Below are 22,552 nucleotides of genomic sequence, written 5' to 3' on the forward strand. Positions count from 1 at the left end.
ATAAGAAATCAATCAAAAACATATAAAAATCGTTCTATCACTTCCTCCTGATGAAAAAGCAATAGAACGATATAAAATCTTTTGGTTACTTCTCTTTCAAGAGAAAAGCAACAATCACTTTCTTAACTGGCACACTCCGTAATACAACAGACGGAGTACAACCGACAACCCGTAAAAGCCACACGTGATGAGCAGCATCCACAACGATTGTGTCCAAAGCTCGGACCAACTTGTACCGTATGTGATGATAGAGATAATGTTCATCAGATAGGCGAGCGCGATACAGACACAGAATATCTTGATTTCCGTTTTTTGTCTCTTTACAGATAATACGATTTCTTTCATAATCATGCAAAATTTAGATACGGTATTTTATATTCATCCGGGAAAGTAATCACCCGTCCTTCATCAATCGCCTGCAAACCCAACAAACCCAAAACAGAAGAATAGTAAGCTTCTTCCACCAAGTTAGGAGCTGGTTTTCCGGTAATGGCCGCTTCACAGAAAGCGGTAACCAACTCGATAGAGCCGTCGCCGGCAGCACCTACCGATGACTGTCCACTGATCGTTGTGACATTATCCATGATCAGATGTCCCTTGTTTACCGATGCAGTTTCAGGCACCCAACTCGGGCCGGCAAATGAAACATTGTCGAAAATCTTATGTTCGATCTGGTTGATCAACTGCATGATACCAGGAGCAGGTTCGACATCTTCAAAATAATATTTACCTTTTTCCGGTTCCATTGTGCCCTTACTTCCCATGATCTCTTCTTCAAGGCCATAAAACTTGTTGGCAATCATTGACTCATAGGTCATCTTCACACCGTTCGGATAATGGTAAATCAAATTGATGCTGTCATACACTTCGCGGCCATCCTTCCAATAGACGATATCCCCCATGCCGGCCACCTTTTCAGGAAGCATCCGGAGCGCCCAGTTTCCGACCTGCAACTGATGGGTGGCCAACTCCGTTACCAAGCCACATGAATATTCCTTATATAAGCGCCAGTTGATCTTACGTTCCAAATCGGGAGAAGGAACGGGACGGCGCCAGTCGTTATTACGGAACCAATACGCCCGTATCGAGTTTATATCTCCCAACAAGCCGGCATGAACCATTTCCATCGCTTTTATATATTTCGGATCATATAAGCGCTGCTGGCCAATAAACATCACTTTACCGGATTCTTTAAACACATTATACATATCCAGACAGTCGGCACACGTCATCGCCATCGATTTCTCGCAAAAGACATGCTTTCCGGCGTGCAAAGCATCTATCGTTATATGCGCGTGTTCGTACAGCGGAGTCGCGATCATAACGGCCTGTATATCCTTATCTTCCAAAACCTTTCGGTAATCATCATACGTCTTAGCCTGGGGATAGATAACCGAAGCGGCTTTCAGATTAGGAGGATAATTATCACACAAGGCAACCACATCAGCATACGGAACCGTCTTCAGGTTGTTCAAGTGATATTGTCCGCGTGAACCTGTACCGATAAATCCGATCCGCACTTTCTCCTTTGCGATCTGCACCTTATCGTCGGCACTACAGGACTGCAACCAGGGAAACGCGGAAAGCAGTGCACCGCCTCCACCAATCATTCCCAACTCCTTGAAGAAGTCCCGCCGGCTTAAATTGACTGAATTCTCATCATTTTTCATAACTTATATACATGTTTTTCATAAATATCAAATTGAGACGCGATTACCGGAACACGCTCGTCGTCGCAGATCATAAAGGCAGTTGTCAGAATCTCCGCCACCACCGGATCTTTCGACACCACCGACACCATTTTCTTATCCTCCACGAATGTTCCCGTATGCGGGTTCACGATATGACGCGGATGGGAAGGCATATTTCCCGATGTCGATAGCGAACTGTCACACAACTTCAAATCGGCAATCCGCTCTTTCGTAAACGGATTGTCAAGACCCACCGGCCAATATTCGCCGCACGGATGCGTACCGACCGCCAGAACCGAACTATTTCCGAAATTGACAAGCGCCTTACCAATCCCGTTTTCTTCCAACAGTTCCCGTATTTTAGCAAGCGCATATCCTTTCCCGTACCCGCCGAGATCAATGTGTAAAGATTCAGAAAAGAAAAAAATGCTTTTATCTTCTTCCGTCAGCAATACCTGGTCGAATCCCTGCAAAGTTATATCGAAATATCCTTCCGTCAGCTCATTGTAACGCTTGCAGTTCAACAATATATTCCAAAGCTCTTCCCCCACCGTCACCGGGTAGTGCCCGGCTTCCCGGTTAACAAATGAAACCTCACTCTCCGGATCGAACCGGTTCAGCATTTTATCTAATCGCTGCACTTCCGATTCGACCTTTTCCCAGACCGTACCAAGAAGACGGGGATCACTGCCGACCATCAAGATGTCGAACTGCGTTCCCATTACCGACGACATAGATCCATGGAAAAGCCCGGAAGCCGCATAATAGTTAGAATAAGCCATTTGTTACTTGTTATTTTTTACATGGTTCAAAGAGGTGCGCGTACACACTCTGCAAATATAGGGGATTTGTTCGTTTCACAAATAGAATTAGGCAACCTTTTTCTTAAAAGGTTGCCTAATTAGCGTTTATTTTCGTTTAAAACATTTATTACAACTCAACCTTCGCCAAGCAGAATTCCTTTTCCAGATGATAAGCTAAAACGCAGTGCCAAGCCTGTTACATTTTATTGGCACAAGAGTTCCACTGGCATGGCACTCCCGTTTCATGGGCAGGAAACAGTGGTTCCATAGGTAAGGAACGACCGTTACATAGGCAGGGAACAACACTTGCACTGCTATCTCCTCACCCTTTTGATGCCTCTGAGGCTGAAAAAAGAAACCAGCCATTCGTTTATTACAAGATAATAGCTTACATTTGCATCTAAAAGTATTATCTAAAATCTATGATTCCGATGAGTACACAAATTAGTAAAAGCCTGATAGCGCTTTTCTTTTTAGGAATGTTCGTAACCGGTTGCAATACCAACATAAAGCAAACGGCCGATAACGATATCAAATTCGATTCTATCCGGGTGGATAAGACCTATCATCTGCTGGATAATCCTGATAATCCCAATTGTAACCTGCAATTGAGCTTCACCTATCCCGCCAAATTTTCCGATAAAGAGATCCTGAAAAAGATACAAAATGACTTCGTCCTCTCCTATTTCGGCGAGAATTACGAGAACCTGCCTCCGGAAGAAGCGGTCGCCAAGTACACGGAAGATTATCTGAACAACTATAAAGAGCTGGAAGCTGATTTCAAGGCGGAGTTGGAAAAGAAGGATGATTTGCCGGTCGGGGCCTGGTTCTCTTATTTCGAAATGTCGTCGGATGAAATCGTCTACAACCAGAATGACATCTTGAGCTATACCGTAAGTTTTGAAAACTATACAGGCGGCGCACACGGTTCGCATGCCTACAACAACCATGTGATCAACCTGAAAACAGGCAATGCAATCACGGAAGAAGATATTTTCATCGAGAACTTCCAGGACAGTCTCGCACAGATATTGATCGATCATATTGCCAAACAAAACAAGGTAGAGAATCCGAAAGACTTGGAAAACATAGGTTTCTTCAGTGTCGAAGAAATCTTTCCGAACGGTAATTTCCTGGTCGACGGAGACGGTATCACATATACCTTTAATGAATATGAAATCGCCGCTTACGTGGTAAGAGAAACAAATGTATTCTTACCCTATGCGGAAATCCAATATCTATTGAAGAAAGACAGTCCGATTTATCAATTGACAATTGACAATTAAAATACAATAAAATCCTACACATAATAATCTATGGATAACAACGTAACATCCTCTCCCCAATTATCAATTGTCAATTGTCAATTGGGGGTTCTAAAGTCTTACTTTCCAACGCTGACCGATGCGCAAAAGCTACAGATAGATGCCCTGTTCGACTTATACTCAGACTGGAATTCCAAAATCAATGTAATTTCACGCAAAGATATAGAGAACCTGTACCTGCACCACGTGCTTCATTCTTTGGGTATCCTGAAAATGCTGAAATTCAAAGAAGGATCAACAGTGATGGATATCGGTACGGGAGGAGGTTTTCCCGGCATACCACTTGCTATCCTGCTTCCTGAAGTACGGTTTCATTTAGTAGACAGTATCGGGAAAAAGATCAAAGTCGGACAAGCCGTAGCCGAAGCGATCGGTTTGAAAAACGTCACTTTCCGCCATTGTCGTGCCGAAGAGGAAAAACAATTATTCGACTTTGTCGTGAGCCGTGCCGTCATGCCGCTGGCCGATCTGGCAAAAATCGCCCGTAAGAATATAAAGAAGGAACAACAAAATGCACTTCCTAACGGTTTGATTTGTCTGAAAGGAGGAGAGTTGCAGCATGAAATATTGCCATTCCACAAGCAAGCTGTCAGCCTCAACCTGAGTGACCATTTTAAAGAAGAATTTTTCCAAACTAAAAAAGTTGTTTACGTACCGTTATGATTACAATAAAATCGTTTGAGTTCAATTATTTCCAGGAAAACACATTCCTGCTGTATGATGATACACGCGAGGCCGTACTGATCGATTGTGGTTGCTGTCGCAAGGAAGAGGAAAAGGAGTTAACCGACTTTATCCTCGAAAACAAGTTGACATTAAAGCATTTGCTCTGTACTCATCTACACGTGGATCACGTATTCGGAAACGGTTTTATATATAAGACATACGGTTTGAAACCCGAAGCGAACAAGCAGGATGTCGAGAAACTGCCCTCTCCAGACGAACAGGCCAAATTGTTCGGACTCCGTCAGCAGGTCGAGAATGTCCCGGTTGAAAAATATATCGTAGGAGGCGAGACCATCAAGTTCGGCACATCCGAACTTCAAGTGCTGACAGTTCCCGGACATTCACCCGGCAGCGTCGCTTTCTATAACAAAAAGAACGGCTTTGCGATCGTCGGCGATGCACTGTTTGCCGGAAGTATCGGCCGTACCGACCTTTGGGGTGGAAACCAGGAGGTATTGGTTGCCGCCATCCGCGACAAACTCCTTTCGCTTCCCGACGAGACAGTAATCTATCCGGGGCATGGACCGGAAACAAGGGTCATCGATGAGAAGTTCAATAATCCCTATTTGTAATTAAGAATTAAATCATAAATCATAATTCATAAATCATAATATTATGGACACAAATAAATTTGTAAACCGCCACGTTGGTATCTCGGCAGAAGACATACCTTCCATGCTGCAAGCCATCGGCGTCAAGTCGGTTGACGAACTGATCGATCAGACCATCCCGTCCGACATCCGTTTGAAAGAGCCGCTTAACCTTCCCGAACCCATGACGGAACGTGAGTTCGCAGAACACATCTCGGAGTTGGCATCCAAAAACGAAGTCTTCACTTCTTATATCGGAATGGGTTGGTATGACACAGTATGTCCGGCTCCTATCCAACGTAACGTATTTGAAAATCCGGTTTGGTACACTTCCTACACTCCGTACCAGGCAGAAGTTTCACAAGGACGTCTGGAAGCATTGTTGAATTTCCAGACTGTTATCGCGGAACTGACCAGCCTTCCGCTGGCCAACTGTTCCCTGCTGGACGAAGCGACAGCAGCAGCCGAAGCGGCAACCATGTTCTACGGTAGCCGTAGCCGTGCACAGGTAAAAGCAGAAGCCAATACGTTGTTTGTCGACGAAAACGTATTCGCCTCTACACTGGCCGTTATCAACACTCGCATGATCCCGCAAGGCATCAAGGTCGTTGTGGGTGATTACAAAACATTTGAATTCACACCGGATGTATTCGGGGCTATCGTCCAGTATCCGAATGCCGACGGTTTGATCGAAGATTATAAAGAATTCATCGTGCGTGCCAATGCCGGTGGAGCACGTGTCGCCGTTGCTGCCGACCTAATGAGCCTTGTCCTGCTGACTCCTCCGGGAGAATGGGGCGCAGACGTCGTATTCGGGAGCAGCCAGCGTTTCGGTATCCCAATGTTCTACGGCGGCCCGTCTGCTGCATTCTTCGCAACGAAAGACGAATACAAGCGTTCCATCCCCGGACGTATCATCGGCATTTCCAAAGATGCCTATGGACACGCGGCCTATCGCTTGGCTTTGCAAACACGCGAACAGCATATCAAACGTGAAAAGGCAACTTCCAATATCTGTACCGCCCAAGCCTTGCTGGCCACGATGGCAGGTTTCTACGCCGTTTACCACGGTGCCGAAGGCCTGAAGAACATTGCCGGTCGTATCCACGCTTCTGCCGGTTTCTTGGCAGGCGAACTGGAAAAACTGGGCTACAAGCAATTGAACAAAGACTATTTCGACACGTTGAAAATCCAGTTACCGGAACAAGTATCCATCAATGCGCTCCGCGAGATCGCATTGGAATGCAAGGTAAACTTGCGTTACTTCGAGGCCGGACAGATCGGTATCAGTTTGGACGAAACGACCGGTCCGACCGATATCGGCGTATTGCTGTATATCTTCGCTGGTGCAGCCGGAAAGGATTACATGCTGCAAGAAGCCGTTCCTGAAAAGACTTATTTCGATCCGAAGTTCACCCGTACTTCCGAATTCCTGCAGGAAGACGTATTCAAGAAGTATCATACTGAAACGGAGCTGATGCGTTACATCACCCGCCTGGGACGCAAGGATGTTTCACTAGCCCAGTCCATGATCTCCTTGGGTTCTTGTACAATGAAACTGAACCCAGCATCATCCATGCTTCCGCTCAGCCGTCCGGAATTCATGAATATACACCCGTATGCACCGGAAGACCAGGTCGAAGGCTACACGGAACTGATTGAAAACTTATCGGCCTACTTGTGCGAGATCACCGGATTCAAAGGCTGTACACTTCAACCTAATTCCGGAGCAGCCGGCGAATATACAGGTCTGCGCGTAATCCGGGCTTACTTGGAAAGCATTGGGCAAGGACATCGCAACATCGTTCTGCTTCCGGCTTCCGCTCATGGTACAAACCCGGCAAGTGCGATCCAGTGCGGTTTCACGACTGTTACGGTAAAATGTGACGACAAGGGTAATATCGATTTGGAAGATTTCCGGGCAAAAGCCGAAGCCAACAAAGACAACTTGGCTGCCAGCATGATCACCTATCCGTCTACCCACGGTATCTTCGAAGTGGACATCAAAGAAATGTGCAACATTGTTCACGCTTGCGGCGGTCAGCTGTATATGGACGGTGCCAACATGAACGCACAGGTCGGTCTGACTAACCCGGGGACTATCGGTGCAGACGTCTGCCACCTGAATCTGCATAAGACCTTCTCTTCTCCTCACGGTGGAGGCGGTCCTGGTGTCGGTCCGATCTGCGTTGCCGAACACCTCGTTCCGTTCCTACCGCAACACCCGGTATTATGGGGTAACGGCCTGAACACAGTCTCCGCTGCACCTTACGGTAGCGCGGGCATTCTGCCGATCACATATGCTTACATCCGCATGTTGGGAACAGAAGGATTGGAAACGGTCACCAAGACCGCAATCCTGAATGCGAATTATCTAGCGGCTAAATTCAAAGATACTTACGGAATCGTTTACACAGGTGCTACAGGCCGTGTCGGTCACGAACTAATCCTGGAATGCCGCACGGTAAAAGAACGTTCAGGCATTGATGAAGGCGATATCGCCAAGCGTCTGATGGATTTCGGCTACCACGCTCCTACTCTTTCCTTCCCTGTTCACGGCACTTTGATGGTCGAACCGACCGAAAGTGAAAGCAAGGCCGAACTGGACCGTTTCGTCGAGGTATTGGAATGTATCTGGAACGAAATCAAGGAAGTGGAAGAAGGCAAGGCTTCGAAGGAAGATAACGTATTAAAGAATGCTCCTCATCCCGAATACGAAGTGACAGCCGACGAATGGAAACACGAGTATCCACGCAGTAAAGCCGCCTTCCCGCTGGAATGGTTGCACGACAGCAAGTTCTGGATCAACGTAGCCCGCGTAGACAATGCGTATGGCGACCGTAACCTGATCCCGACACTTTGCGCATGCGAAATTTAATATAAACCGGTATAACGCAAACGGCACGAAAACGCAGCTCTTATTTTCTCATCTGCTTTCCCCGCCGTTTGCGTTATTTTTTTTAATAACAAACAATAAATTCAATGAACACTACAACTAAAGAGAAAATCAGATTCAGCAAAGCATTTTGGGTAGCAAATACCGTTGAACTCTTCGAACGTGCCGCCTACTACGGCGTCTTCATCGTAATCACCCTCTATCTTAGCCGGATTCTCGGATTCAATGACATTCAGGCAGCCGGTATCGCCGGTGTCTTCTCCGCCTGCCTCTACCTGTTTCCCACGTTTGCCGGAGCTCTTGCCGACAAGATCGGCTTCCGCAACTCCATGTTAATCGCTTTCTCCTTGCTCACTTTCGGATATCTGGGACTGGCCGTCTATCCGACTTGGCTACAGTCTGCCGGATTAGTGCAATATGGAACGACCACCACTTTTACCGGACTGTTGGAAAGCAACCTGCAATATGGAATCATCCCGATCATGATCCTGATCGTATGCGGTGGTGCTTTCATCAAAAGCGTGATTTCCGGTACAGTAGCCAAAGAGACGACCCCTGAAACCCGCGCCAAAGGGTTCTCCATCTTTTACGCGATGGTCAATATAGGGGCTTTCTCCGGCAAGACGATTGTCAAACCACTCCGCGAAGCTCTCGGAAACGAGGGGCTCATCACACTGAACTATTTCTCCGCTTCCATGACATTTCTGGCTTTACTCGCGATCTGGTTCTTCTACAAGAGCAGCCAGCATAGCGGTGAAGGAAAAACATTCAGCCAAATCTGGCAGGCACTAATAAAAGTCTGCTGCAACGGACGTCTTATCATCCTGATCCTGATCATTACGGGATTCTGGATGGTGCAACACCAGTTATATGCTACAATGCCTAAATATGTGCTCCGCCTGGCAGGTGAAGGGGCTTCTCCTTCGTGGTATGCGAATGTCAACCCGTTGGTGGTAGTACTGACAGTCAACCTGGTTACCCAACTAATGCGGAAAAGAACCGCACTGATGTCTATGACTATCGGGATGTTTATCATGCCGGTATCGGCCTTATGTATGGCTTCCGGAAATATGCTGGACGGCAGTTCGACTATCCTGGGCATGCACCCTGTTGCCTTTATGATGGTAGTCGGCATCGTTTTCCAAGGTCTGGCCGAAACTTTCATCTCTCCACGCTTCCTCGAATACTTCTCTTTGCAGGCTCCGAAAGGAGAAGAAGGGCTTTATCTGGGGTTCAGCCATTTGCACTCTTTCCTTTCTTCTATCTTAGGATTCGGTCTGTCCGGATTCCTGCTAAGCAAGTATTGCCCTGAACCGACCCTGTTCAGTACGCACGAAGAATGGGTAGCCGCAAGCGCCCACGCCCATTACATCTGGTACTACTTCGGAGCAATCGCGCTGGTTTCGGCATTCGCCCTTATCATTTACGGGCAAGTAGTCAAAAGGCTGGATACAAGATAGGAGATATCAATCCAATCACTTGACTTCGATCTGACAAGACTGGTGCAGTTCCTTTTTCCATTTTTGGACAAAGGCAAACCAGTCTTCTTTTGTTTTATAACCGAAAGTTTCTTTCATCGATGTAAAAGTGATGTGGTAAGTAAAAGAAGACCGTCCCTCCGCTCCTATCACATATAGATAATTGGCAGCGTCTTGCGTTTCGTTCTTTATCAGATCGGAAGGCAGGCAAGTGGCAACACCGACCGTCTCCTTTGCATATTTGACCGTATCGTTGACAGGCCAATCTGTACCCCAACAGGCCACCAGACCTTTATGATCGGAAAAAGAAGAAGAACCTTTTATATTCAGAACACCCGTACTGAACACTTCATTTTTCAGCGGCTCGGCAAAATGCACCTGAACTTCGCAATCCCGATGTCCGGCATACAAAATATAACGGACCGTCATCTGAAGTTCCGAACCTTGATACTGCCAATCAGTCGAAACAATATCCGTAACAGTTCGCACCGGACCGTATGCCCGTATAGTTTCCGTCAGACTGGCAACCGGTTCGATATGGGTCGCTTTCTTTCCATCCCATCCTTTCAAGGCTCCTACGCCGCAACTGTTGCCTACCAACAGGACATCGTCTCCGAAACCACGTGCCAGCTGTTCATCGGTAGGATAAAATTGAGACTCCCGTATTTCGAAACCCTTATTGAACTTGCCGTAAATATCGACAGTCTGTTTCTTGTCGAAATAAATACGATAGGCTACCTGATCCGATTCGAAAGCAGGACCATGATGGTGCAACTGATTATAAACGTTACTAGTCCCCGGAATAGTAAGAGATGAAATCGGGACATGCTTGCCGTTCTTATCGCTCACCAACATCTCGGCATAGACACGGGCAGGATAGGTCCGGTCTGTCTTTTCGGAAGAGAGAACAACTTTCAGCTTCTTGACCGACTGGGCAGGAACGTCCAAAACAAAAGCCAGTTCATCCGCTTTACGGTCACCATCCAAATCATCCAACTGGGAAGGTATTTCCTTCGTTCCGTCCCAGACTGTTGCCGAACGTACACGAAAAGACGGACTCATATCGCTCAGGCGAAGCACTACCGGTTCATCCTGCTTGCCGGTTTTCCATTCATTCGAGACTTCCACGGTACGAACCAATTCTTCCGCCAATACTTTATTCTGAAGGCCTGCGACAAAAAATCCAGTCATACAAAGCATGATCAATGGCTTTGTGGTTTTCTGATTAAAATTCATGGTACTATTCATTATATTTTTATTGGTCTAACGAAATGCAAAAATACAAAAGATATTCGAAAGGATATGCTCAAAAAAACCTAAAGTGTGCAGATTCCAGACGAAAGTTCTTTGATATAAAGAATGTTTGATTACTTTTGCAAGTCAATATTTAGAAGGTTAATTCGAACAAATATCCAATATAGAAATCTAATATTCCTATTAATATGAGTTTAAAAATTATTGTATTGGCGAAACAGGTTCCGGACACACGCAATGTGGGAAAGGATGCGATGAAAGAGGACGGAACTATCAACCGTGCCGCTCTCCCCGCAATCTTCAACCCGGAAGACCTGAACGCATTAGAACAAGCCCTCCGCTTGAAAGACGCCTATCCGGGAACTACGGTTACTCTGTTGACAATGGGCCCGGGGCGTGCAGCAGAAATTATTCGTGAAGGTTTATACCGGGGAGCAGACGGTGGTTATCTGCTGACCGACCGTGCATTTGCCGGCGCCGACACTTTGGCAACGTCCTATGCGCTTGCCACAGCGATCAAAAAGATAGGTGACTACGATATTATCATCGGAGGACGCCAAGCCATTGACGGTGATACGGCCCAGGTTGGTCCCCAAGTCGCCGAAAAATTGGGATTAACACAGGTCACATATGCCGAAGAAATCCTAAACGTAGATGAAAAGAATCGCAGCATCACAGTGAAACGGCATATCGACGGTGGTGTCGAAACAGTAGAAGGACCGTTGCCTATCGTGATTACGGTCAATGGTTCGGCTGCCCCCTGCCGTCCGCGTAACGCCAAATTGGTGATGAAATTCAAACGGGCATTGGGCGCACAGGAAAAAGCTCCCGCTCCCGCTTGTCATCCGGAAGGCGTATCTGCACTGTCATACCCCGAACTGTATGAAAAACGCCCGTACCTGAATATTCCGGAATGGAGTGTTGCCGATGTAGACGGAGATCTCGCACAATGCGGTTTGTCCGGTTCGCCGACAAAGGTGAAAGCCATCCAAAACATCGTGTTCCAGGCTAAGGAAAGCAAGACGCTGACCGGCTCGGACAAGGATGTGGAAGATTTGATTGTTGAACTGTTAGCTAACCACACTATCGGGTAATTGACAATTACATACGGTAAAAAAGATTGAACAATATGAATAATGTATTTGTATATTGTGAGCTTGAAGGTACGACGGTTGCCGATGTAAGCCTCGAACTGCTGACCAAAGGTCGTAAGTTAGCCAATCAGTTGAACTGCCAACTTGAAGCCATCATTGCCGGTTCCGGACTGGAAGGGATTGAAAAGCAGGTGATGCCTTATGGTGTGGACAAGGTGCATATTTTCGATGCCCCGGGTCTGTTCCCGTACACTTCCCTTCCTCATTCTTCTGTCTTAATCAATTTGTTCAAAGAAGAAAAACCGCAGATCTGCCTGATGGGAGCTACGGTTATCGGACGCGACTTAGGCCCCCGTGTTTCTTCTGCATTGACAAGCGGTCTGACTGCCGACTGTACATCCCTCGAAATCGGCTCGCATGAAGACAAAAGAGCTGGTAAAACATACGAGAACCTGTTATACCAGATCCGCCCCGCTTTCGGTGGTAACATCGTGGCGACGATCATCAACCCGGAACACCGTCCTCAGATGGCGACAGTTCGCGAAGGCGTGATGAAAAAGGAAATCCTGGACGCCGATTATAAAGGCGAAGTGGTAAAACATGACGTCGCCAAATATGTTCCGGAAACGGATTATGTCGTAAAAGTCATCGACCGCCACGTAGAAAAGGCCAAGCACAACCTGAAAGGTGCTCCGATCGTAGTAGCCGGCGGTTACGGAATGGGTTCCAAGGAAGGTTTCGATATGTTGTTCGAACTGGCGAAAGAACTTCATGCCGAAGTGGGCGCCAGCCGTGCAGCCGTTGATGCCGGTTTCTGTGACCATGACCGCCAGATTGGCCAGACGGGTGTGACGGTTCGTCCGAAATTATATATCGCTTGCGGTATCTCCGGACAAATCCAGCACATCGCAGGTATGCAGGATGCAGGTATCATCATCTCTATCAACAACGACGAGAACGCTCCGATCAACACGATTGCCGACTACGTAATCAACGGTACCGTTGAGGAAGTGATTCCGAAGATGATTAAGTATTACAAACAGAACAGCAAGTAAAGAGATGGCAAATTATTATACAGACATTCCGGAACTCAAGTATCACTTGAACAATCCGATGATGGAACGTATTTGCGAACTGAAAGAACGCAATTACAGAGATAAAGAAGAGTTCGACTATGCACCGCAAGACTATGCCGATGCAATGGACTCGTTCGACAAAGTGCTTGAAATCACAGGTGAAATCACAGGTGAGATCATTGCCCCCAATGCCGAAGGTGTCGACGAAGAAGGTCCTCACTGCGCAAACGGACGTGTGGAATACGCTTCCGGGACCAAGCAGAATCTGGATGCAATGGTGAAAGCCGGCCTGAACGGTATGACAATGCCGCGCCGTTTCGGTGGTTTGAACTTCCCGATCACACCGTACACCATGTGTGCCGAAATCGTGGCTGCCGCCGATGCAGGATTTGGAAACATCTGGTCGTTGCAAGATTGTATCGAAACATTATATGAATTCGGAAACGAAGACCAGCACAGCCGTTTCATTCCGCGTATCTGCGCCGGAGAAACGATGTCTATGGACTTGACAGAGCCGGATGCCGGCTCCGATTTGCAGTCCGTGATGCTGAAAGCTACTTTCGACGAAAAAGAAAATTGCTGGTTGCTGAACGGCGTGAAACGTTTCATCACCAACGGAGACGCCGACCTTCATTTGGTTCTGGCCCGTTCGGAAGAAGGGACGAAAGACGGACGTGGCTTGTCTATGTTCATCTATGACAAGCGTCAAGGTGGCGTAGATGTCCGCCGTATTGAAAACAAGTTGGGTATCCACGGTTCGCCTACTTGCGAGTTGGTTTACAAAAATGCGAAAGCCGAACTTTGCGGGGACCGCAAATTGGGTTTGATCAAATATGTAATGGCGCTGATGAATGGTGCCCGTCTGGGTATCGCCGCACAGTCTGTCGGTCTGAGCCAGGCCGCCTACAACGAAGGACTGGCTTACGCAAAGGAACGCAAACAGTTCGGCAAAGCCATTATCGAATTCCCGGCTGTTTATGACATGCTGTCTATCATGAAAGCGAAGCTGGATGCCGGCCGCGCACTGCTGTACCAAACTTCTCGCTATGTAGATATCTACAAAGCGTTAGACGACATCGCCCGTGAACGTAAGCTGACTCCGGAAGAACGTCAGGAACAGAAGAAATATGCCAAACTGGCCGACTCTTTTACTCCGCTGGCAAAAGGTATGAACTCCGAATATGCCAACCAGAACGCATATGACTGTATCCAGATTCATGGTGGTTCAGGCTTCATGCTGGAATATGCTTGTCAACGTATCTATCGGGATGCCCGCATCACCTCCATCTATGAGGGTACGACGCAGTTGCAGACAGTTGCAGCCATCCGTTACGTGACCAACGGTTCTTATCTGGCTACCATACGCGAATTCGAGACAATCCCGTGTTCTCCGGAAATGGAACCGCTGAAAGCCCGCTTGGTTGAAATGGCCAATAAGTTCGAAGCCTGCATGAACAAGGTGAAGGAAGCTCAGAACCAAGAATTGCAGGACTTTGTTGCCCGTCGCCTCTATGAAATGGCAGCCGGCTGCATCATGGCTCACCTGCTGATCCAAGACGCGACAAAAGCTCCTGAAATGTTTGCCAAATCAGCTGTCGTATATCTGAATTATGTCGAAGCGGAAGTGGAAAAACACAGCAACTTCATCTGCAAGTTCAATGCAAACGAATTAGCAAGCTACAGACAATAATAGACATTATCTATTTTATAAAAGCCGGATATCTTCTTTTGATTTCCGGCTTTTTCCTTATATTTAGGCTCGTATTAAGCCAATAAGACAACCATCGACTATGAAACAGTACAATCCAGACATCTACCATCGTCACAGTATCCGTTTGAAAGGATATGATTATTCACAGGAAGGGTTATATTTCATCACAATATGTACCCAAAACCATAAACATTTATTCGGCGAAATCAAAAACGTTCCCCACGTAGGGACTGTAGGGGCAGGGTCCGCCTGCCCCGAATCTAATATCAACATCCCCCAAATGATATTAAACCCATATGGTGAAATAATCCAACAATGTTATTGGGATTTGGAACATAAATACCCCAATATCGAATGTTGCGAATATGTTATTATGCCAAATCATTTCCATGCGATTATAAAAATCGATCGGGATACATTTAGGGCGGGCGAACCCCGCCCCTACGTGGTGACACTGGGGCATATTGTGGGATATTTTAAATATCAATCGACAAAAATGATTAATCTACACGGTCAAAAATTATGGCAACGTAATTATTATGAACATATCATACGGGATGAAAAGGCGTATCATAATATATCCAATTATATATTAAACAATCCGGCACAATGGGCATACGACCGATTACGCTAATTCATTGTGGCGATTCCATAATACCCATTGCATACTACCACGAAGCAACAGATATATCAGGAATGCCATCCATAATGCATGGTTGCCCATCATCCCGGAAAAGAGGTAATAGATCAAAAAGAAAGTGCCGGAAGCGACTAACATAGAATAAAGCATCAGGCGGGTGGCTGTCGCACCGATCAGGATGCCATCCCACAGGAAGGCGGCAAAGCCGGCAAGCGGGACAGCCAACACCCAATAGAAATAGGTTCCGGCCTCTTGTATGACAGCAGGATCATTTGTCAGGAGAGACAGAAAACCTTTCCCTCCTACTCCATAAAGCAGGGTAAACGAAAGGGACAGCCCGATTCCCCAGCCAAACAGCAAACGGATCGTCCGGCTAAGGGCTATTTTATTACGGGCACCGATATAACGTCCCGCCAAAGCCTCGCCTGCATAGGCAAAACCATCCATGATATAGGAGAAAAGCGTAAACAACTGCATCAGCAACGTATTAACAGCCAAAACGATATCCCCCTGTCTCGCACCCGTAGAGGTAAAGAATGTAGTAACCGCCACCAAACAAAGCGTACGAAAGAAAATATCGCCATTCATCTGGAAGAAGCGACGCATAGCGACCTTATCCATGACCTCATGCCAGCAAACACGAATATTCAACCGCTTCCGATAGAATGCGAACCACAGGAATATAGCCATCCCGAAGCCCCCATATTGGGCGATCAGCGTTCCCATCGCAACCCCTTGTACCTTCATGCCGAACACAAAGACGAAGATCAAGCTCGCCACGATATTCACGATATTCTGGGTGATCGCAATAAACATCGGGAAACGGGAATTCTGCATTCCGATAAACCAACCGGAAAAGCCATACAACCCCAACACAGCCGGCGCACCCCAAATACAAATATTGAAATATAAGGAAGCCAACCGTTCCACCTCATCTGTCGTATCCAGCAGGGAGAAAGCTATCTCCCGTATCGGATACTGGAGCAAAAGCAGAGCCAGAGAAATCAGAATCCCGACACCGACCGACCGGAACAAAACCTTCGTTACTTCCAGGAAATCCCGTCTCCCCAGAGCTTGCGAAGTCATCCCGCTCGTTCCCATCCGCAAAAAGCCGAACAGCCAGTAAATAATATTGAACAACATTCCCCCTACCGCAATCGCCCCTATATAAGAAGCAGCCCCCAAATGCCCGACAATCGCCACATCGACCAATCCCAACAAAGGGACCGTTATATTGGAAACGATAGAAGGAAGCGCTAACTGAAGTATCTTTTTATTCATTATTCATCATACCTATAAAAAAACTATTCCTAACTTTGTCGGCAAAGTTACAGATTACTTTATAAATAACCAGGGCAACCAAACTCATAAAGTGCCCATCTACTTTTGCCACCGATACGGACAAACGTATATAAGTGCTTTTGCAAGAACAACTACCATACTATCATAATTATCCATATATTGTTTTAAAACAATACGTTACTGCATGACAGTTGCCGTTTTATACTATCATTCATCTATCATAACTATCATGGTAAAAAACACTAACATACTGTGTATCAATCTACGATAAAAATAAAGACCAATCAGGAATAGGTGCAAAACAGGTTAAAAACGATATCTTTTTTCATCAAGACTGGCTTTTCTTTTGCCAAAAACAGCTTGGAAAGCTATTCGGGACCCGGATGTCTGTGCCTCTTACATCCGGATGTGTGAGAGGTACAGACCCGGATCTTCGGGGATTCCTACCGGAGGTGCAGGAATGTTTATCTGCCATGTCAGAGACACTTTTATATCCTGTTTTTACATCTTATCCGGCGGAAAAAGGCGTTTTTTCAAATGGTCCCCTTTGGGGCGATAGCTGTTTTTGTCTCATGCAAACATAAGCAGCATATTACCAGACATATAAACAAATCCACAAGTAAAAAGCATGATAGATACTCGATTAAGACACAACAAATGTCACTTGCCAACCCTGCAACGGCCGCTCCGCCAACCGAAGTTCCCTACCCTGCCGAATCATCATCTGCCGGGAAAGAGACAAGCCGATACCCGTCCCTACTTTTTTTGTAGTAAAGAACGGGACAAAAATCTCTCGTCCGACATCTGCCGGAATGGGTGCGCCATTGTTACTAACCCATAATTCCTTTTTCCAACGTACATCCATAGCCGTCGCTCCTGCTTCACAAGCATTCTTGATAAGATTGAACAATACTTGGCGTAACATATTCTCATCAACAACCATCGTAACTGACAAAGGAATGGAGATATGCCACTCCAAATCAGGGTAAAGCACTCGAATCTTTTCCATAAAAGCAACCAAAGAGACCTCCACAAGAACCGGTTCCTGCAATTCCGCCAGTTTCCGGTAACTGTCCACAAACGAAGCAAGCCCCCGACTGGTATCGCGGATAGCACGGATTCCCTCTTCGTAAACAGTCCCAGCAATAGCAGGGTTATCCAAATAGGCTTGGCTAATACAGGCTATCGGTGTAGTGGCATTCATGATTTCATGCGTAAGCACACGAGTCAATCGTTGCCATGAATCCACTTCGTTACGGGCAAGCAGTCCGCCGATGTCCTTGCCCGTCTCGTTAAGAGCCTCTTGCAACGCCCTTTCGCCAAAAAACAGCCCCTTCACCGGAAGACGGAACGTAAACTCTTCGTTGCGAATTGCCTCGCGCATCAAATGTGCCCGGTCTTTCAGCAACATTTGATGATGATAAAACCACCCGAAAAAAACAGCAGCGACCAAGACAAGAGACAATACCAACATCATAGCTTTTTCATTTTAGCATAAAGCGTCTGCCGGGTGATGCCCAGCAATTCTGCTGCTCGGCTGATGTTGCCATGACAACGCTCTACGACCTTGTGTACATGTTCCGCCTCGACCTGTTCCAACGGGATAACCTTTCGTCCGGCATCAATCGCATCTTTTAAGACACGGATCAGCTCCTGGTTATCCCAAGGCTTGGTAACGAAGTCAGCCGCCCCCATTTTCAATCCGCGCACCGCCAACTTGATATCAGCGTATGCCGTCACCAACACAACCGGAATCGCCGGATGCTTCTTATGAATCGCCCGAAGCCAAAGCAGCCCGTCTTGTCCGGTGTTCCCTCCCGGCACAAAGTTCATGTCAAGCAAAATCGCATTCACCACTTCCTGAGCCAATACCGTAAGAAGCGTATCGGGAGAAGTAAGTGTCAAGACTTTGTCAAACTCACCGGCTAGACATATCCTGACCGCCGTAAGAATCGCCGGATTGTCATCCACCACCAATATTGTCCCATAATTCGTCATATCCGATTCGTTTAAATTTTCTTCATTTCTCTAAGCGGGGATAAAGGTACGGAAAAAGGCTGTATGAAGATCATACATACAGGTGTATGATTTTCATACAAACCGCTCCCACCAAACTTTCCTACCATTGTCGAACACCGGCAAACCCCTACATTTGCAACAAATAAAAAATGAATAAACATGAAATCATACTTCACTTTTCTCAGCCGTAACAAACTCTATACCGCTATCCAGTTCTTCGGATTGGCTATTGCGTTAGGGACTGTCGTCCTTCTGACTTCATATGCCCGAACCGAGTTTAACATTGGAAACAGGCAACCGTTATCCCGACAACTGTATGCCCTCGGCTACGGAGACGGACTGGGTATGACGGTCGGTACTGCTTTGGAATTTTTCCCCTCCATTCCTGAAATAAAAGAATGGACACGCCTGACCTCAACCAATGAAACGGACGTAACCATAGACAACAATTACTACCAAGCCCAGTGTATGGCAGTCGATTCTAACTTTTTCCAGCTGCTCGACTATCCGCTGATCGGATGCGACCGCAACAAGGTCTTGACCGGAACGGATGAAGTTATCATCTCCGAGGCATTTGCCCGCAAAGTCTTCGGTAATGAAAACCCTATCGGTCGCACGGTGAAATATTTGAACCAGACACCACTACAGGTCATAGGGATTCTTCCGTCTTTCAGCCCAACGGAGTTATTGAAACCGATAGATCTCCTACTACCTTTCAAACTACAGGAAAAAGATTATGCCTATATGGATACTTTCGGTTCGACCCAAATATTCGTCACCTTGGCAGAGGGGACGACTCCCGATATCGTTTCTCGCAAACTACTCGACAAATATACAAGCTATTGGGACTTTTGGAGCAAAGACGAGAGTGGTAACGGATTCTTATGGGGTTCCACACTTACACGTATGGACGAAATTTACTTTTCACCATTGAACAGATATGGACCTTTCCGTCAAGGAACTCAAAAGCAGGTACAAATCCTGTTCGGCATCGCATTGATATTACTCTTGTCTGCCATTATTAACTATATCAACCTGACCGTGTCGCAAACCGGCAAACGTGCCCACGAGATGGCAACCCGCCGCCTGTTGGGAGATACCGCCGGGGAAATTGTGCTTCGTTACTTAGCCGAATCAGCCCTCTTCACTACCGGTTGTTTTATCGGCGGATGCCTGATTGCCGTCATCGCCAAACCCTATTTCGAATATTTACTCTCCACTCAAATATCATTGATTTACTCGTTCTCGACTGTTGCCTATATGCTATTGCTGCTGGTGGGAATCGCCGGCGTATCGGGATTGATTCCTGCCCTCATCATGCATCGATACCATCCGATAGATATTGTAAAGGGGAATTTCCGTCTGCAAAACAAGCAGATATTCAGCCGTCTGTTTATTATTGTACAGAATGTTATCAGCACGGTGCTCATCACCTTGGGATTGACAATGGCTGTTCAAATGCATCACCTTGCCACCCTGCCGACTGGTTATAACACCGATTTGGTATTTGTTAAAGCCTGGACCTTGGGGATGACGCATGACAAACAGGTCATCCTGCAAGAACGTCTACAAGCTCTGCCCCAAGTGGCCGAAGTTGCACTAGCCAGAGGTCTACCCTTTATCTGCGGACATAACGGTGTCCAACAACCGGACGAAGAGAGCAGGTCATGGCTTCACCTATCGGATATGGACAGTGCAGCTTTTCGGATGCTCGGATTCGAAGTGTTGGAACGCTGGTCCGACCCACTTCCTGGCAAAACTTGGGCAACGGAAGAGACCTGCCGCCGATACAACCTTTCGACCGACAACCCTCATTTCGGAAAGGATGGAGACAAAGGCGGTTACACGTATAATATTTGTGGCGTTATCCGTGACTACCGTTCACTTACAGCACTCAGTACACCCATGCCCGACTCACACGGGGTTGTCAAAGTGTTGAACCCGCAAACGAACTCCTACAACCAACTTGTCCGAACAGTAGGCGACCGGACAGAGGCTTTGGCTGCTATCCGTCGCACCTGTCGCGAAGTCTCCAACGAACTACTCGGAATGCCGAAAGAGCTGGAAGCCGATTATATTGACGATTATCTGGACAAAGATTTGACACGCGAGAAGAACACCGTAATGCTCGTCCTCTGTTTCATGACTATCTCCATTCTTATCTCAGCCTTGGGACTACTGGCCATGTCGATAAGCTATACCGAACAGCAGAGCAAGCGGATTGCTTTGTGCAAAGTAATGGGGGCCGAAACAAACGGTGCAGTATGGGAACTATCCAAACACTTCATGGCGCTCTCGTTACTCGCTGCCTGCTTCGCCTTGCCTCTCAGTATAAAAGCGGTTCAAACCGGTTTAGAACCATTTTATAACCGCATCGCATTCCCGTGGCATCTCATTGCCGTAGCTGTTCTGACAACCGTAGGCATCGCTATCGTCTCTATCATCGGACAGACCCTGAAAGTGGCACGACGCAATCCTATTGAGAGTATACGGACAGAATAGATATAAAAGAATCATTCATAGAAAACAAAAACAAGTCATGATTAAAATAGAGAACCTCAGCAAGAGCTTCCGAACGGAAGAAATAGAGACTATTGCGCTTAACGGTGTAAGTATGGAAGTGAAAAAAGGTGAGTTTGTAGCCATTATGGGACCCAGCGGATGTGGCAAATCGACCCTGCTACATATCCTCGGTCTGCTTGACAACCCGGACGGGGGGAGTTACTTACTGGATGGCGAAGAAGTAGGACGGTTAAAAGAGAAAGAGCGGACCCGTTTCCGCAAAGGGCGTATCGGGTTCGTATTCCAAAGTTTCAACCTCATTGACGAACTAACGGTGGAAGAAAATGTGGACCTCCAGTTGAAATACATCGGTGTCCCCAAAGCCGAACGCAAGCAACAAGTACTCGACATCCTACGCAAAGTACGCCTTAGCCAACGCGCCAAACATTATCCGCAACAACTCTCCGGCGGCCAGCAACAACGGGTTGCCATTGCCCGTGCCGTGATAGGCAAACCCAAACTGATATTAGCCGACGAGCCGACCGGCAACCTTGACTCCAAAAACAGCCTCGATGTAATGGAACTGCTCAGCCAACTAAATGCCGAAGGAACGACTATCGTCATGGTGACACACTCACAACACGATGCCACCTACGCCGACCGCATCATCCACCTTTTCGACGGACAAATTGTTAATGGATTGGAAGGAATACTTTAAAAAAACGAAGGCCGCGGGATTCACATCCGACGGCCTCCTACACTAACCCTTAACTTTAACCAATGAAAAACAATAATCTACTTTATTAGTTTTTTAATGAAGCGATTGCGGCTTCGTAATTCGGTTCGTTTGTTATTTCGGAAACCAGTTCCTCATAAACAACTTTACCAGCTTCGTCGACAACTATCACGCCGCGGGCTAATAAACCCTTCAGCGGACCATCGACCATCAGCATCCCGTACCCATTTTCAAAACAAGAACAACGGAATGCAGAAAGTGGAATCACTTTATCAATACCTTCCGTGGTACAGAAACGTCCTTGTGCAAAAGGCAAGTCCTTTGATACGGCAAGCACCACAGTGTTAGGAAGAGAAGCGGCTTCTTTATTAAAACGTCTTACCGATGCGGCACACACGGCGGTGTCCAAACTCGGGAATACGTTGATCACAACTTTCTTACCTTTTAAATCTTTCAGATGCAATTCGGATAAATCGCTCTTTACACCTTTAAAATCAGGAGCCTCTGCTCCAACTGCGGGCAATGAACCGTTCGTATTGACTTCATTACCTTTAAATGTTATCTTTGCCATCTTTTGTAGTATTTTATGTTCTTTATCAAAAGCGACTTACAAATATAAGCTGCTTTGTATAACTTAAACAAAGGAATCTGAATAATGTTTTTCCTTTTAACTCTTTTTAATTACTGCTCACGATAACTCTTTTTCTAT

19 protein-coding genes are annotated in these 22,552 nt (G+C 46.6%); 11 read left to right on the forward strand and 8 right to left on the reverse strand.

Going from position 1 to position 22,552, the window contains the following annotated elements; all coding sequences use genetic code 11:
• Positions 1-114 precede the first annotated feature (114 nt).
• Genes NQ564_RS10230 through NQ564_RS10240 form a run of 3 tightly spaced genes read right to left on the reverse strand, consistent with a single transcriptional unit; the run spans position 115 to position 2,473 of the window.
• A complete protein-coding gene (locus NQ564_RS10230) occupies positions 115-345 on the reverse strand; it encodes a hypothetical protein (RefSeq protein WP_008155138.1) in 231 nt (76 codons plus the stop codon).
• Positions 346-347: 2 nt separating this feature from the next.
• Entirely contained in the window at positions 348-1,670 is a 1,323-nt protein-coding gene (locus NQ564_RS10235; protein ID WP_008150817.1) for a Gfo/Idh/MocA family protein, read from the reverse strand.
• A complete protein-coding gene (locus tag NQ564_RS10240; RefSeq protein WP_008155137.1) occupies positions 1,667-2,473 on the reverse strand; it encodes an FAD:protein FMN transferase in 807 nt (268 codons plus the stop codon). The genes NQ564_RS10235 and NQ564_RS10240 overlap by 4 nt, the downstream gene beginning before the upstream one ends.
• 443 nt (positions 2,474-2,916) lie before the next feature.
• Between NQ564_RS10240 and NQ564_RS10245 the strand changes: the two genes are divergently transcribed.
• The 5 genes from NQ564_RS10245 (at position 2,917) to NQ564_RS10265 (ending at position 9,491) form a co-directional block, all read left to right on the forward strand.
• Complete coding sequence (locus tag NQ564_RS10245; RefSeq protein WP_008150823.1) at positions 2,917-3,780, forward strand: DUF3298 and DUF4163 domain-containing protein; 864 nt, start codon at positions 2,917-2,919, stop codon at positions 3,778-3,780.
• Positions 3,781-3,810: 30 nt separating this feature from the next.
• Positions 3,811-4,482 (forward strand): 16S rRNA (guanine(527)-N(7))-methyltransferase RsmG, encoded by a 672-nt coding sequence (gene rsmG / locus NQ564_RS10250; RefSeq protein ID WP_008150825.1) that lies wholly within the window; start codon positions 3,811-3,813, stop codon positions 4,480-4,482.
• The gene (locus NQ564_RS10255) at positions 4,479-5,117 is read left to right on the forward strand and encodes an MBL fold metallo-hydrolase (RefSeq protein WP_008150827.1); all 639 of its coding nucleotides are present in this window, start codon (positions 4,479-4,481) and stop codon (positions 5,115-5,117) included. The genes rsmG and NQ564_RS10255 overlap by 4 nt, the downstream gene beginning before the upstream one ends.
• 43 nt (positions 5,118-5,160) lie before the next feature.
• On the forward strand, positions 5,161-8,013 hold the full coding sequence (gcvP, locus tag NQ564_RS10260; RefSeq protein ID WP_008150829.1) for an aminomethyl-transferring glycine dehydrogenase: 2,853 nt from the start codon (positions 5,161-5,163) through the stop codon (positions 8,011-8,013).
• Between the two features lie 104 nt (positions 8,014-8,117).
• Entirely contained in the window at positions 8,118-9,491 is a 1,374-nt protein-coding gene (locus NQ564_RS10265; protein WP_008150830.1) for an MFS transporter, read from the forward strand.
• Between the two features lie 15 nt (positions 9,492-9,506).
• Here NQ564_RS10265 and NQ564_RS10270 read toward each other — a convergent pair whose 3' ends face one another.
• Positions 9,507-10,700: a DUF4861 domain-containing protein gene (locus NQ564_RS10270; RefSeq protein ID WP_050771054.1), complete on the reverse strand. Its 1,194-nt coding sequence runs from the start codon at positions 10,698-10,700 to the stop codon at positions 9,507-9,509.
• Between the two features lie 251 nt (positions 10,701-10,951).
• On the opposite strand from NQ564_RS10270, the gene NQ564_RS10275 reads away from it, so the two are divergent.
• From NQ564_RS10275 to NQ564_RS10290, 4 genes are all read left to right on the forward strand, one after another.
• Positions 10,952-11,857 (forward strand): electron transfer flavoprotein subunit beta/FixA family protein, encoded by a 906-nt coding sequence (locus tag NQ564_RS10275; protein WP_008150834.1) that lies wholly within the window; start codon positions 10,952-10,954, stop codon positions 11,855-11,857.
• Between the two features lie 35 nt (positions 11,858-11,892).
• The gene (locus NQ564_RS10280) at positions 11,893-12,912 is read left to right on the forward strand and encodes an electron transfer flavoprotein subunit alpha/FixB family protein (protein ID WP_008150836.1); all 1,020 of its coding nucleotides are present in this window, start codon (positions 11,893-11,895) and stop codon (positions 12,910-12,912) included.
• Positions 12,913-12,916: 4 nt separating this feature from the next.
• Complete coding sequence (locus NQ564_RS10285) at positions 12,917-14,623, forward strand: acyl-CoA dehydrogenase family protein (protein ID WP_008150839.1); 1,707 nt, start codon at positions 12,917-12,919, stop codon at positions 14,621-14,623.
• 100 nt (positions 14,624-14,723) lie between these two features.
• Positions 14,724-15,278: a transposase gene (locus NQ564_RS10290; RefSeq protein ID WP_008150844.1), complete on the forward strand. Its 555-nt coding sequence runs from the start codon at positions 14,724-14,726 to the stop codon at positions 15,276-15,278.
• On the opposite strand, the gene NQ564_RS10295 is transcribed toward NQ564_RS10290, so the two are convergent.
• The 3 genes from NQ564_RS10295 to NQ564_RS10305 form a co-directional block, all read right to left on the reverse strand.
• Complete coding sequence (locus tag NQ564_RS10295; protein WP_008150846.1) at positions 15,270-16,565, reverse strand: MATE family efflux transporter; 1,296 nt, start codon at positions 16,563-16,565, stop codon at positions 15,270-15,272. The two genes, NQ564_RS10290 and NQ564_RS10295, sit on opposite strands and share 9 nt — an antisense overlap.
• A gap of 664 nt (positions 16,566-17,229) precedes the next feature.
• Complete coding sequence (locus tag NQ564_RS10300; RefSeq protein ID WP_008150852.1) at positions 17,230-18,063, reverse strand: sensor histidine kinase; 834 nt, start codon at positions 18,061-18,063, stop codon at positions 17,230-17,232.
• The gene (locus NQ564_RS10305) at positions 18,060-18,584 is read right to left on the reverse strand and encodes a response regulator (protein ID WP_008150854.1); all 525 of its coding nucleotides are present in this window, start codon (positions 18,582-18,584) and stop codon (positions 18,060-18,062) included. The genes NQ564_RS10300 and NQ564_RS10305 overlap by 4 nt, the downstream gene beginning before the upstream one ends.
• Positions 18,585-18,764: 180 nt before the next feature.
• Between NQ564_RS10305 and NQ564_RS10310 the strand changes: the two genes are divergently transcribed.
• A complete protein-coding gene (locus NQ564_RS10310; protein ID WP_008150857.1) occupies positions 18,765-21,107 on the forward strand; it encodes an ABC transporter permease in 2,343 nt (780 codons plus the stop codon).
• Positions 21,108-21,144: 37 nt separating this feature from the next.
• The gene (locus NQ564_RS10315) at positions 21,145-21,825 is read left to right on the forward strand and encodes an ABC transporter ATP-binding protein (RefSeq protein WP_008150859.1); all 681 of its coding nucleotides are present in this window, start codon (positions 21,145-21,147) and stop codon (positions 21,823-21,825) included.
• 85 nt (positions 21,826-21,910) lie between these two features.
• Here the strand turns inward: NQ564_RS10315 and tpx are convergent, their stop codons facing one another.
• Positions 21,911-22,414: a thiol peroxidase gene (gene tpx, locus NQ564_RS10320; RefSeq protein ID WP_005641510.1), complete on the reverse strand. Its 504-nt coding sequence runs from the start codon at positions 22,412-22,414 to the stop codon at positions 21,911-21,913.
• Between the last annotated feature and the right edge of the window lie 138 nt (positions 22,415-22,552).

It is taken from the genome of Parabacteroides johnsonii DSM 18315, assembly GCF_025151045.1.
In the GTDB taxonomy this organism is placed as follows: domain Bacteria; phylum Bacteroidota; class Bacteroidia; order Bacteroidales; family Tannerellaceae; genus Parabacteroides; species Parabacteroides johnsonii.